This window comes from Pseudomonas sp. (assembly GCF_048269965.1).
GTDB lineage: Bacteria > Pseudomonadota > Gammaproteobacteria > Pseudomonadales > Pseudomonadaceae > Aquipseudomonas.
Window position 1 is genome coordinate 280,696 of record NZ_JBLWTV010000002.1, and the last position, 12,339, is coordinate 293,034.

Annotated in this window: 10 protein-coding genes and 1 tRNA gene; 5 read left to right on the forward strand and 6 right to left on the reverse strand. The window is 63.2% G+C overall.

Translation table 11 applies throughout. From position 1 onward, the window contains the following. Positions 1-2: 2 nt before the first annotated feature. The 3 genes from ACN0X6_RS03560 to ACN0X6_RS03570 all read right to left on the reverse strand — a co-directional run bounded on the left by ACN0X6_RS03560 (position 3) and on the right by ACN0X6_RS03570 (position 1,798). Entirely contained in the window at positions 3-572 is a 570-nt protein-coding gene (locus tag ACN0X6_RS03560) for a hypothetical protein (protein ID WP_294972084.1), read from the reverse strand. After that, positions 572-1,348 (reverse strand): RNA polymerase sigma factor, encoded by a 777-nt coding sequence (locus ACN0X6_RS03565; protein ID WP_417702162.1) that lies wholly within the window; start codon positions 1,346-1,348, stop codon positions 572-574. Before ACN0X6_RS03565 ends, ACN0X6_RS03560 begins: the two co-directional genes overlap by 1 nt. A 373-nt stretch (positions 1,349-1,721) precedes the next feature. Next, a tRNA-Arg gene (locus tag ACN0X6_RS03570) sits at positions 1,722-1,798 on the reverse strand. A 449-nt stretch (positions 1,799-2,247) separates the two neighbouring features. Here ACN0X6_RS03570 and gabD point away from each other — a divergent pair. After that, positions 2,248-3,699, forward strand: a complete 1,452-nt coding sequence (gene gabD, locus ACN0X6_RS03575; protein WP_417702164.1) for an NADP-dependent succinate-semialdehyde dehydrogenase — start codon at positions 2,248-2,250, stop codon at positions 3,697-3,699. Positions 3,700-3,950: 251 nt separating this feature from the next. Then, on the forward strand, positions 3,951-5,231 hold the full coding sequence (gabT, locus tag ACN0X6_RS03580; RefSeq protein ID WP_417702166.1) for a 4-aminobutyrate--2-oxoglutarate transaminase: 1,281 nt from the start codon (positions 3,951-3,953) through the stop codon (positions 5,229-5,231). A gap of 239 nt (positions 5,232-5,470) precedes the next feature. On the opposite strand, the gene ACN0X6_RS03585 is transcribed toward gabT, so the two are convergent. Beyond that, positions 5,471-5,830, reverse strand: a complete 360-nt coding sequence (locus ACN0X6_RS03585) for a cupin domain-containing protein (protein ID WP_417702168.1) — start codon at positions 5,828-5,830, stop codon at positions 5,471-5,473. A gap of 253 nt (positions 5,831-6,083) precedes the next feature. Between ACN0X6_RS03585 and ACN0X6_RS03590 the strand changes: the two genes are divergently transcribed. Next, complete coding sequence (locus ACN0X6_RS03590) at positions 6,084-7,577, forward strand: aldehyde dehydrogenase (protein ID WP_417702170.1); 1,494 nt, start codon at positions 6,084-6,086, stop codon at positions 7,575-7,577. 300 nt (positions 7,578-7,877) lie between these two features. Next, positions 7,878-9,035, forward strand: a complete 1,158-nt coding sequence (locus tag ACN0X6_RS03595) for an MFS transporter (RefSeq protein WP_417702172.1) — start codon at positions 7,878-7,880, stop codon at positions 9,033-9,035. A gap of 12 nt (positions 9,036-9,047) precedes the next feature. Here ACN0X6_RS03595 and ACN0X6_RS03600 read toward each other — a convergent pair whose 3' ends face one another. Beyond that, complete coding sequence (locus tag ACN0X6_RS03600) at positions 9,048-10,496, reverse strand: PLP-dependent aminotransferase family protein (protein ID WP_417702174.1); 1,449 nt, start codon at positions 10,494-10,496, stop codon at positions 9,048-9,050. Between the two features lie 181 nt (positions 10,497-10,677). Here ACN0X6_RS03600 and ACN0X6_RS03605 point away from each other — a divergent pair, with 181 nt between their 5' ends. Then, positions 10,678-10,902, forward strand: coding sequence for a DUF1127 domain-containing protein (locus ACN0X6_RS03605; RefSeq protein ID WP_417702176.1), 225 nt, complete (start codon positions 10,678-10,680; stop codon positions 10,900-10,902). Positions 10,903-10,957: 55 nt separating this feature from the next. Here ACN0X6_RS03605 and ACN0X6_RS03610 read toward each other — a convergent pair whose 3' ends face one another. Further along, positions 10,958-12,271, reverse strand: a complete 1,314-nt coding sequence (locus ACN0X6_RS03610; RefSeq protein WP_417702177.1) for an NAD(P)/FAD-dependent oxidoreductase — start codon at positions 12,269-12,271, stop codon at positions 10,958-10,960. Positions 12,272-12,339: the final 68 nt, after the last annotated feature.

Sequence of the window (12,339 nt, forward strand, 5' to 3'; positions counted from 1 at the left end):
GGTCAGTCATCGTCGTGGAGCAGTCGTGAAATGCGTTCCTCATCCATTCCCGCCTCTCTTAAAAGGCGTTCAAGCGGGACTTTCTCGGCCGGGGCTGGCTTGTCATCCGACTTGTTTGCACGAAGCGCTGATGCCTGCGCAGGCAAGAGGAGAAACGACTGAACAACAGAGACTGATGTTTGTAGAGCGTTAGCTAAGCGCTCGAGGAACCGGCTTGGCAACGTCGCAACATCTATTCGTCGCTCGCGAATGGCGACGCCGACCTGCATGGGTAATCCGAGAGCTTTGGCTGCTGCAGCGAAGGTCCTTGGCGAGGCGGCCTGCAGGATTTCCACCGTGACTACGGACTCGCGGAGCCGGCCCATTTTAGCGCTCACGGCGGCAAGCTCTTGTGCGCTGAGCGGAAGGTCCTCGTCGACTTGCCGGGAAAGCTCTCTGGCGAGATCGACAAGGCCGGCAGCGAACTGGGGATAGTCGGCAAGATACTTTTTGAGGACCTCGGACCCTGGCTCGAAATCCATCGCGAAAGCGTTCATGACGTCTTCGCTAGAAATTGGCGAACGCTTAGTCATCACAGTCCCCCCTTGCGTTCAAGACGCAGTCGCAGAGTCGCAAAGGCCTTGTCGCGGTGCGTACGGATGGTTTTCTCGCTCTTGCCCAGTGCTTTGCTTATGGTCACGACAGAGGGGTCTTGCGAGTCGATGGGAATCTCTTGGCGCCACATTTCGACGATTCTTCTTTGGAGTTCAGGCAGACTATCAATCTCTTCGTCGAGCCGTAGCCGGTAAAATTTTTCGTCGAGCTCGCGGGGGTCAAAAGGGTCGTAGCCACCAATTGCCTCGTCCAGGGCGTTGTAAGCACCATCCTCATCCTTGCCCAGCTCTTCACTCTGGCTATCACGCTTCCAATGGCGATCACTGGCATCCTTTCGGTCTTTGGCGATGGCCGAGTTAAAGTTTATCTCGTAGTAATCCAAGCGGTCGTCATAGGACGCTCGATCGCTGAGCAGCAGGTCAACGAAATGGTCGACGACATCATCTCGGATGTTTGTCTTGGTAAGTGAGGCTGTGGCCTCGCCTGCATTCTCGGCGCGAGGCAGGAGAAGGTAAACGCGCTGGAGTAGAAGCTCAGTTAGCCTTTCGCGATGCATCCCGGCTCCCACGTTCCGGACAAAGTGCACCAACACTTCCGGTGAGACAAAGCCGGGGGAGGTGCGGGAGCAAATGGACGCTCTGCGCTCAAGTTCGGAGGGGCTAACGGCCGTCAAATCATGAATTTCGGCTTCGACGGCCGGACGCCGCTGATACAGCGTTCCATCAAGTTTGATCTTGCGAAGGGGACGCGCCACGGCTACTCCTTTGTCTGCTAAAGCCTTCCGTGAGGTACTCCACAAAATGTAACACCAGAGCACTGCTTGATGCTGCTGCCAGCCGCTGCATAGACAGGTTTTTTGGTTAGTTGGCGATGACCGATGCTGCTATGCGGCTGGTGGGCGGCGAGCTAGTACTCGCGCAGCCGCAGAGGCGCGGGAAGTGAACAGGCCGTGTGGCACGGTTTAGGCACAGAATCGGCACAGCCCGAAAACCAACCTCAAAAGGGCCGTTTGGGCAGTACTCATTGCCTGTTGCGAACGTCGCCAGAATTAGCTTCGGCGCTAGGATTGGTTGGTGCGGAGTGAAGAATCGGGCCTCTGTAAAAAAGCCCAATAAATCAAATAGATATGGCGCACCAGGCGGGATTCGAACCCACGACCCCCGCCTTCGGAGGGCGGTACTCTATCCAGCTGAGCTACTGGTGCATATGTGTTGCGGCGGTCTATTTGACCATTAGCTGACACCCTTCTCAACTCGACGAGTATTGCCTTCGGAGGGCAGTACTCTATCCAGCTGAGCTACGAGTGCGTTGCGGGGCGCAATCATACGCATCTCGGCGGTTAGCGTCCATTCTGCATGAGTGTGCATTATTCAGAACGGACTTTACACTTTTTGGCCGCCAGCACCTGCCTTTCAGAAGTTTCTGCCATTATTTTACGGATTTTACCCGGCCACCTATTGCCCTTTACCCCTGCCGATCCTAGGATTCGTTTGAGATTTCAAACGGCGTGTTCGGTCATTCCGAACCCTCGCGCGTTCAACGGCTCTGAATCCATTACCAGGCCCCGCACGGCTCGATTTCGGCCTGCGGGCTCTGCCCGTGACTCCAACGACTTACGCCGACGCCCGGGTGTCGGAACTGAAGGAGACTGCCATGCAACTGAAAGACCCCCAGCTGCTGCGCCAACAGGCTTATATCGATGGCCAGTGGTTGGACGCCGACAGCGGTCAGACCATTGCCGTGAACAACCCGGCTACTGGCGAGATCATCGGCCACGTTCCGAAGATGGGCCGCGCGGAAACCCGCCGCGCCATCGAGGCCGCCGAGAAGGCGCTGCCGACCTGGCGTGCGCTGACCGCCAAGGAGCGTGCGAACAAGCTGCGTCGCTGGTTCGAGCTGCTGATGGAAAATCAGGATGACCTCGGCCGCCTGATGACCCAGGAGCAGGGCAAGCCACTGGCCGAAGCCAAGGGCGAGATCGCCTACGCTGCCTCCTTTATCGAGTGGTTCGCCGAAGAAGCCAAGCGCGTCTACGGTGACGTGATCCCGGGCCACCAGCCGGACAAGCGCCTGATCGTGATCAAGCAGCCGATCGGCGTCACCGCAGCCATCACTCCGTGGAACTTCCCCGCTGCGATGATCACCCGCAAGGCCGGCCCGGCTCTGGCCGCCGGTTGCACCATGGTGATCAAGCCGGCCTCGCAGACCCCGTTCTCCGCCCTGGCCCTGGTCGAGCTGGCCGAGCGTGCCGGCATCCCGAAAGGCGTGCTCAGCGTGGTCACCGGCAGCGCCGGCGAAGTGGGTGGCGAGCTGACCAGCAACCCCGTCGTGCGCAAGCTCTCTTTCACCGGCTCGACCGAGATCGGTCGTCAGCTGATGGCCGAATGCGCCCAGGACATCAAGAAGGTGTCGCTGGAACTGGGCGGTAACGCGCCGTTCATCGTCTTCGATGACGCCGACCTGGACGCTGCCGTCGAAGGCGCGCTGATCTCCAAGTACCGCAACAACGGTCAGACCTGCGTCTGCGCCAACCGCATCTATGTGCAGGACGGCGTCTACGATGCCTTCGCCGAGAAGCTGATCGCCGCCGTGGGCAAACTGAAGATCGGTAACGGTCTGGAAGACGGCACCACCACCGGCCCGCTGATCGACGAGAAGGCCGTGGCCAAGGTTCAGGAGCACATCGAGGACGCCGTGGGCAAAGGCGCCAAGCTGGCCCTGGGCGGCAAGCCGCATGCCCTGGGTGGCACCTTCTTCGAACCGACCATTCTGCTCGACGTGCCGAAAACCGCCGCCGTGGCCAAGGAAGAGACCTTCGGTCCGCTGGCGCCGCTGTTCCGCTTCAAGGACGAGGCCGAGGTGATCGCCATGGCCAACGACACCGAGTTCGGTCTGGCGTCCTACTTCTATGCCCGCGACCTGGGCCGCGTGTTCCGCGTGGCCGAGGCGCTGGAGTATGGCATGGTGGGCATCAACACCGGCCTGATCTCCAACGAAGTCGCGCCGTTCGGCGGTGTGAAAGCGTCCGGCCTGGGCCGCGAAGGGTCCAAGTACGGGATCGAGGACTATCTCGAGATCAAGTACATGTGCCTGGGCGGCATCTAGTCGCTGCTGCACTCGGCCGGACGTCGTTGGCGCAAACGGGAAAATGCTCATTGGCTACAGCCAACTCCGCTTTTCCCGCTTGCGCCGCCTAGCCCGGCCATCGCTCGCGACGCGCCTTGCGCGGTTGTAGCGAGCCAGAATTTCCCCCGCCTCCGGCGGCCCGACGCAGTCGATCATCGTATGCTGCGGCGAACCACCTCCAGGGGCATTTCCTTGCAACCGAGCCGCCCGATGACGGCCATGAGGACACCATGAGCAAGACCAACGAATCCCTGCTGCAACGCCGTGCCGCCGCCGTACCGCGCGGCGTCGGCCAGATCCACCCGATCGTCGCCGAGCGCGCCGAGAACGCCACCGTATGGGACGTCGAAGGCCGCGAGTACATCGACTTCGCCGGTGGTATCGCCGTGCTGAACACTGGCCACCTGCACCCGAAGGTGATCGCTGCCGTTCAGGAGCAACTGACCAAGCTGACCCACACCTGCTTCCAGGTGCTGGCGTACGAGCCCTACATCGAGCTGTGCGAAGAGATCGCCAAGCGCGTGCCGGGCAACTTCGCCAAGAAGACCCTGCTGGTGACCTCCGGCTCCGAAGCCGTGGAGAACGCCGTGAAGATCGCCCGTGCCGCCACCGGCCGCGCCGGCGTGATCGCCTTCACCGGCGCCTACCACGGTCGCACCATGATGACCCTGTCGCTGACCGGCAAGGTCGTGCCGTACTCCGCTGGCATGGGGCTGATGCCCGCTGGTGTGTACCGCGCCCAGGCGCCGTGCCCGCTGCATGGTGTGAGCGAGGACGAGTCCATCGCCAGCATCGAGCGCATCTTCAAGAACGACGCGCAGCCGCAGGACATCGCCGCCATCATCATCGAGCCGGTGCAGGGCGAGGGTGGTTTCTACGTCAACTCGCCGGCCTTCATGCAGCGTCTGCGTGCTCTGTGCGATCAGCACGGCATCCTCCTGATCGCTGATGAAGTGCAGACCGGCGCGGGCCGTACCGGCACCTTCTTCGCCACCGAGCAACTGGGTGTGGTGCCGGACCTGACCACCTTCGCCAAGTCCGTCGGCGGCGGCTTCCCGATCTCCGGCGTGTGCGGCAAGGCCGAGATCATGGACACCATCGCCCCCGGTGGCCTGGGCGGCACCTACGCCGGCAGCCCGATCGCCTGCGCTGCGGCCCTGGCTGTGCTCAAAGTGTTCGACGAAGAGAAGCTGCTGGAGCGTTCCAACGCCGTGGGCGAGAAGCTCAAGGTGGGCCTGAAGACCATCGCCGAGAAACACAAGGTGATCGGTGACGTGCGCGGCCTGGGTTCGATGGTCGCCATCGAGCTGTTCGAGGGCGGTGATCACAGCAAGCCGGCGGCCGAACTGGTCGGCAAGATCGTCGCCCGTGCTCGCGACAAGGGCCTGATCCTGCTGTCGTGCGGTACCTACTACAACGTCATCCGCTTCCTGATGCCCGTCACCATCCCTGACGCGCAACTGGAAAAAGGCATCGCCATCGTCGCCGAGTGCTTCGACGAGCTGGCCTGAGCCCAGGATCAGGGCACGCCTGGTGCGTGCCCGCCGTGACCAAGACCCGCCTGCGTGCGGGTCTTTTTTTGCCGGGCGTTTCGTGGCGGCGCCTTGCGCAGCGGCATTACCGATGCATCAGACGCGTCATGCCGGCTGTGCAGCGAACAGAAAAAGGCCCGCATCAGGCGGGCCAAAGGGTGACAAGCAACAACAGGATTCAGGGGCGGGAACCTGTCTGGCGTTTTCCAGTCAGGTACTTACTTGGGTTCGAAGATCACGTAGACCTTGCGGCAGGCTTCGAGCACTTCCCAGGTGCCGGAAAAACCGGCGGGAATCACGAAGCGGTCGCCAGCGCGTACGGTCTTGGCATTGCCATCGGCATCACGTAGCACGGAAACGCCCTGGAGAATCTCGCAGTACTCGTGCTCGCTGTAGCTCACCGTCCACTGGCCCACGGCGCCTTCCCAGATGCCGGTGCTGAATTGGCCGCAGGGGCTGCTGTAGTGGTTGCGCACGCTCTGCTCGGGGTCGCCCTTGAGCACTTTTTCCGGTGCGGGGCGATAGTGCTCGGCGGCCGTGCCGGCCTGGGCGAAGTCGACGATCTGATCGATGTTCATCTGGCTGTTCCGTTGTGTCGGTGGCGGCAACCGCGCGACCAGCGTGGCCTTCGCGGAAAGTCGTGGCAGCAGTCTATGTTTAAAAAAACGAACATAACAAGGGCTTTTGCCGGGCTGTGTCAAAAATATTGAAAAGCCACAGCCCTCTGGTTTAGTGTGTCGAACAGGATTTGGCCAGCGATCTGGCCTTGCAGAATTATTGACAGTGCGCGCCCTCGCGGACGCCGCTTCCACCCATTGAGAGGATGCCGGAATGACTAGCCTGACTCGTGCCGACTGGGAACAGCGTGCCAAGACCCTGACCATCGAAACTCGCGCATTCGTGCATGGTGATTACCGCGCCGCCGAGTCTGGCGCCACCTTCGAATGCATCAGCCCGGTCGATGGCCGCCTGCTCGGCATGGTGGCCAGCTGTGACCAGGCCGACGCCGAAGTGGCGGTCAAGGATGCCCGCGCCACCTTCGAATCCGGCGTGTGGTCACGTATGGCCCCGGCCAAGCGCAAGAAGGTGATGATCCGTTTCGCCGAGCTGATCGAAGAGCATGGCCAGGAGCTGGCACTGCTGGAAACCCTCGACATGGGCAAGCCGATCAGCGACTCGCTGAGCATCGACGTCGGTAGCGCCGCCAATGCCATCCGCTGGAGCGGCGAGGCCATCGACAAGATCTATGACGAAGTCGCCGCCACCGCCCATGACGAGCTGGGCCTGGTCACCCGCGAACCGGTTGGCGTGGTCGCCGCCATCGTGCCGTGGAACTTCCCGCTGCTGATGACCTGCTGGAAGCTTGGCCCGGCGCTGTCCACCGGTAACTCGATCATCCTCAAACCGTCCGAGAAGTCGCCGCTGACCGGTATCCGCATCGCCCAGCTGGCCATCGAGGCCGGCATTCCTGCGGGCGTGTTCAACGTGCTGCCAGGTTTTGGCCACACCGTGGGCAAGGCTCTGGCCCTGCACATGGACGTCGACACCCTGGTGTTCACCGGTTCGACCAAGATCGCCAAGCAGCTGATGATCTACGCTGGCGAGTCGAACATGAAGCGTGTCTGGCTGGAAGCCGGCGGCAAGAGCCCGAACATCGTCTTCGCTGACGCGCCGGACCTGCAGGCCGCTGCCGAGGCCGCTGCCAGCGCCATCGCCTTCAACCAGGGCGAAGTCTGCACCGCCGGTTCGCGCCTGCTGGTTGAGAATTCCATCAAGGACACCTTCGTGCCCATGGTGGTCGAGGCCATCAAGGCCTGGAAACCGGGCAACCCGCTGGACCCGGCGACCAACGTCGGCGCGCTGGTCGATACCACGCAGATGAATAACGTGCTGAGCTACATCCAGGCCGGCCATGACGATGGCGCCAAGCTGGTGGCCGGCGGCAAGCGGGTGATGGAAGAAACCGGCGGCACCTACGTCGAGCCGACCATCTTCGACGGCGTCAACAACGCCATGCGCATCGCCAAGGAAGAGATCTTCGGCCCGGTGCTGTCGGTGATCGGTTTCGACGATCAGGACGAAGCCATCGCCATCGCCAACGACACCGTCTACGGCCTGGCCGCAGCGGTATGGACCAGCAACCTGTCGCGCGCCCATCTGGTCGGCAAGGCATTGCGCGCCGGCAGCGTGTGGATCAACCAGTACGACGGCGGCGACATGACGGCGCCGTTCGGCGGCTTCAAGCAGTCCGGCAACGGCCGCGACAAGTCGCTGCACGCATTCGACAAGTACACCGAGCTGAAGTCCACCTGGATCAAGCTGTAGCGGCACCAGGGCGATCTCCTGGTCGTCGGCCATACGGCGTTGGGTCCTCGCTTTCAATGCTCACGTACTGCAGTACGCTGCGCTTGAAAGCTGCGGGGCGCCTTATTCGCTGGCGCTCACCCTTCGGGCCAGCCTGTGGCTGTTACTCCCGCTGGTCGTTGGTTCTGGCCTTAGCCCAGGAGATCTTTATCGAAGTTGGTTCCGGGCGAAGATCTGTTTTAAAACACTCCACTTGCGGCCGGGTTCCCGAGGAACCCGGCCGTTGTCATTGCAGTGGCTCGTCAGCCAAGGAATTCGCCAATGCGTTGGGGTACCTATTTCGCCGTCTGTGCGGCGGTCATCAGCATCGGGCTGGCACTCGGCGTGACCATGCCGCTGGTTTCGCTGCGCCTGGAGAGCTGGGGCTACGACGCCTTCGCTATCGGTGTGATGGCGGCGACTCCGGCCGTCGGTGTGCTGCTCGGCGCTTCGCTGGCTGGCCGTCTGGCCGCACGCTTCGGCACCACCGGGCTGATGCAGTTGTGCTTGCTGCTGGGCGCGGTATCGGTGGCGGGGCTGGCGCTGGTGCAGAACTACGCGGTCTGGGTCGGCCTGCGCCTGTTCATCGGCGTGGCCCTGACCGTGGTGTTCATCCTCGGCGAAAGCTGGATCAACCAGCTGGCGGTGGAGAAGTGGCGTGGTCGCCTGGTGGCGTTGTACGGCACCGGTTATGCCCTCAGTCAGCTCAGCGGCCCGTTGCTGTTGACGGCGCTTGGCACGGCCACCGATGCCGGTTTCTGGACGGGCGTTTGCCTGCTGATCGGCGGTTCGCTGATGCTGCTCGGGCGCACCGGGGCACCCAGGGTGGATGCGCACAGCGCTTCGGGGCGCGGCCTGCTGGTGTTCTGCCGCAAGCTGCCGGCGATTGCCTGGGCGGTGATGCTGTTCGCTGCCTTCGAAGCGATGATGCTGACCCTGCTGCCGATCTACGGCCTGCGCCAGGGCTTCACCCAGGAGGTGGCGCTGTTGATGGTCAGCGTCGTGGTGGTGGGCGATGCGGTGCTGCAACTGCCCATCGGCTGGCTGGCCGACCGCATGTCGCGGCAGTTGCTGTTCCGTGGCTGCGGTATCGTGCTGCTGGTGTCCAGCCTGGCGATTGCGCCGTTGCTGCATACCTCGATGATCTGGCCAGTGCTGGTGGCCTTCGGTGCCAGCGCCGGCGGCCTGTTCACCCTGTCGCTGATCATGATCGGCGAGCGTTATCGTGACGACGAACTGGTGCGCGCCAATGCCCATGTCGCTCAGCTGTGGGGTCTGGGCTGTCTGATCGGGCCACTCACCACCGGCGCCGTCAGCCAGTGGCTGAGCGGCCATGCGCTGCCGTTGCTGATGGCCACCGGCGCCTTCGTGTTCATCATCCTCGCCAGCCGGCGTGGCGCCTTCAGCGAGATGGAAACGGCGAGCGTGGCGCGTTCCTGAGCCGCTTCAGCGTCATTGCCCAGGCGCCTGGGTATGCTGCAGGTCGGCGTCTTCGATCAACTCGGCGATGGTTGCGCCGATCTGCTTCACCGCCGCCTCGATCACGTCGCTCGGCGGTTCGGCGTAGTTGAGGCGGATGCAGTTACGGTACTTGCCCGCCGCCGAGAAGATGCTGCCCGGTGCGATCTGGATCTTGTGCGGCAGCAGGGCGCGGTTGAGCTTCTGGCTGTCGAAGCCCTGGGGCATCTCCACCCAGAGCATGAAGCTGCCCTGCGGGCGGCTGACCCGGGTGCCGGCCGGGAAATAACGGCTGACCCAATCCACCATCAGGTCGCGACTGCGCAGGTACTGCGTACGCATGCGACGCAGATGCGGTTCGTAGTGCCCGTCCTTGAGGAACTCGGCCAGGGCCAGTTGCGGCAACTGCGCGGTGCTGCCGGTGCCCAGGTACTTCATGTGCACCACCTGCTCCAGGTAGCGCCCGGGGGCGATCCAGCCGACGCGCAGGCCCGGTGCCAGGGTCTTGGAGAAGGAGCTGCAGAACAAGACGCGGCCGTCCTCATCGAAGGACTTGATGCTGCGCGGGCGTGGGTAGCTGTAGGCGAGGTCGGCGTAGACGTCGTCCTCGATGATGGCCACGTCGAAGCGCTGCGCCAGCGCCACCAGCGCGCGCTTGTTGGCGTCGGGCATGATGTAGCCGAGCGGGTTGTTGCAGTTCGGCGTGAGCTGGATGGCCTTGATCGGCCACTGTTCCAGGGCCATTTCCAGGGCGTCGAGGTTGATTCCGGTGAGCGGGTCGGTGGGTAGCTCCAGCGCCTTCATGCCGAAGCCCTTGAGCGCCTGCATCACGCCGTGGAAGCTCGGCGAGTCGACCGCGACGATGTCGCCGGGCTGGCAGATGGCGCGCACCGCCGCCGACAGCGCCTCGTGGCAACCGGTGGTGACCACCAGATCTTCGGCCTCCAGCTGGCAGCCGGAGTCGAGCATCATTCGGGCGATCTGTTCGCGCAGGCGGACGTCACCGCGAATGCCGCCATAGGTGAGCACGTCCGGGTCCTGCCGACGCGCCTGGCGCGACAGGTTGCGCAGCAGCGGCTTGAGCGTCGGGCTGCTGATATCCGGGCGGCCACGGCCAAGTTGCAGCATGTCGTGCTGGGGTGAACTGCTGATCAGCTCCAGCACGTGATCCCACTGCGAAACCTCCACCGGCCTCTGCGCCGTGCGGCTGATCTGCGGCAGCGCGGGCATTTGCCGTCCCAGCGGTACGAAGTAGCCTGACTTGGGGCGCGGCGAAGCCAGGCCCATGTCTTCGAGATGACGGTAAGCCTGCTGCACCGTGCTGAGGCTGACGCCATGCTCCTGGCTCAGGCTGCGTACTGACGGCAGGCGGTCGCCGGGGCGGTACAGCCCCTGCTCGATGCGGGTGCCGAGCAGCTCGGCCAGATTCAGATAGAGCGTCATGGCAGTCGTCCGGCTTGTGCGGGGAATGAACTGAAACCAGTACAGATCGGCGCGAAAACTCCCATTCAGGGGAAAGTCGACGGAATCTGTATGGAGTTAATAAGAGTTTTTTGGATCTGTCATGACTTTTCTGCTGACGGCATTCTGATCTCCCATGACAGAAGACGACGGGAGAACAGCCATGACCGGGTTCAGCAATACAGATTTCTTAGCAGTGGGTGAGGCCGTGCGGATGGCGACGCACGAGGGCGAGATTCGCTATTTCGGCCGCGACTGGCCGGCCTTCTGGCGGCGTCTGAACACCCGCCGCGTGCTGCTCAAGCTCAACGACCAGCAACTGCGCGATATCGGCCTCAGCCGCGCCCAGGCCGAGCGCGAGGCGAATCTGCCGTTCTGGAAGCTGTAGCCCGGATGCAATCTCGGCGCCTTCGCTGCCGTAGGAGCGGCTTCAGCCGCGAACCCTACAGCAGCTCTTTCAGCCGATGCCAGGCCATGCCCATGGCCAGCAGCGGCGAGCGCAGGTGCTTGCCGCCGGGAAAGGTCATGTGTGGCACCTGGGCGAACAGGTCGAAGCCGCGGCTTTCCTGGCCGGCGATGGCCTCGGCGAGCAGCTTGCCGGCCAGGTGCGTGGCGTTGACGCCGTGGCCGGCGTAGGCCTGAGCGTGGAAGACGTTGGGCTGATCCTTGAGTCGGCCGATTTGCGGCAGGCGGTTGGCGCCGATGCCGATCATCCCGCCCCACTGGTAGTCGATGCGCACGTCGGCCAGTTGCGGGAACACCTTGAGCATCTTCGGCTTCATGTAGCCGGCGATATCGGCCGGATCACGTCCCGAATAGTGGCAGGCACCGCCGAACAGCAGGCGACGGTCGGCGGAGAGTCGGTAATAGTCGACGGTCACGCGCTGGTCGCACAGCGCCATGTTCTGCGGGATCAGCTGGCGCGCCTGCTCTTCGGAGAGCTGTTCGGTGGCGATGATATAGCTGCCGGCCGGTAGCACCTTGCCGCTCAGGGTCGGGTTGAGGCCGTTGATGTAGGCATTGCAGGCCAGCACCAGGTACTTGGCGCGCACCTGGCCATTGGCGGTGTGCACGCGCACCTCGCTGCCGTAGTCGATGCGCGTCACCGGCGAGTCTTCGAACAGCTGCACACCGAGCGACTGGGCGGCAGCGGCTTCGCCAAGCGCCAGGTTGAGCGGGTGCAGGTGGCCCGAGCCCATGTCGATCATGGCGCCGTGATAGTTGTCGGAGCCCACCACCTCATGGATGCGCTCCTTCGACACCATGCGCAGTTCGTGACGATAGCCGAGGCTTTCCAGCTCGGCCTTGTCTTCGGCGAAGCCCTCCATGTGCGCCGGTTTGTTGGCCAGGTCGCAGTAGCCCCAGGTCAGGTCGCAGTCGATCTGGAACTGCTCGACGCGGCTGCGCACGATCTCCACCGCCTCCAGGCCCATCAGCTTGAACTGACGCACGCCGTCCTTGCCGACCGCTGATTCGAACTGTTCGACATCATGGCCAACACCGCGAATCAGTTGTCCGCCGTTGCGGCCGCTGGCGCCCCAGCCGATCTTGCGCGCCTCCAGCAGCGCCACCGACAGGCCTTTCTGGGCCAGCTCGATCGCGGTGTTCAGGCCGCTGAAACCGCCACCGACGATGCACACGTCCACCTGCAGCTCACCGCCCAGTGGCGGGTAGGCCTGCTGGCGATTGACGCTGGCGGCGTAATAGGAAGCGGCATGCTGCGGGCTGTGGACGGGCTGGTGAACGCGGGCGTTCATGTGCGGAATCCTGATTTTGTTGTGTGGAAAATTCAACGCAGCATAAGCGCGTGATCCGTCCGACGCCA

Bases quoted from the DNA above. Each gene is read 5' to 3' on its own strand.
- ACN0X6_RS03610 (WP_417702177.1), bottom strand. From the start codon at position 12,271: ATGAACGCCCGCGTTCACCAGCCCGTCCACAGCCCGCAGCATGCCGCT.
- ACN0X6_RS03605 (WP_417702176.1), top strand. From the start codon at position 10,678: ATGACCGGGTTCAGCAATACAGATTTCTTAGCAGTGGGTGAGGCCGTG.
- gabT (WP_417702166.1), top strand. From the start codon at position 3,951: ATGAGCAAGACCAACGAATCCCTGCTGCAACGCCGTGCCGCCGCCGTA.
- ACN0X6_RS03590 (WP_417702170.1), top strand. From the start codon at position 6,084: ATGACTAGCCTGACTCGTGCCGACTGGGAACAGCGTGCCAAGACCCTG.
- ACN0X6_RS03595 (WP_417702172.1), top strand. From the start codon at position 7,878: ATGCGTTGGGGTACCTATTTCGCCGTCTGTGCGGCGGTCATCAGCATC.
- ACN0X6_RS03600 (WP_417702174.1), bottom strand. From the start codon at position 10,496: ATGACGCTCTATCTGAATCTGGCCGAGCTGCTCGGCACCCGCATCGAG.
- ACN0X6_RS03560 (WP_294972084.1), bottom strand. From the start codon at position 572: ATGACTAAGCGTTCGCCAATTTCTAGCGAAGACGTCATGAACGCTTTC.
- gabD (WP_417702164.1), top strand. From the start codon at position 2,248: ATGCAACTGAAAGACCCCCAGCTGCTGCGCCAACAGGCTTATATCGAT.
- ACN0X6_RS03585 (WP_417702168.1), bottom strand. From the start codon at position 5,830: ATGAACATCGATCAGATCGTCGACTTCGCCCAGGCCGGCACGGCCGCC.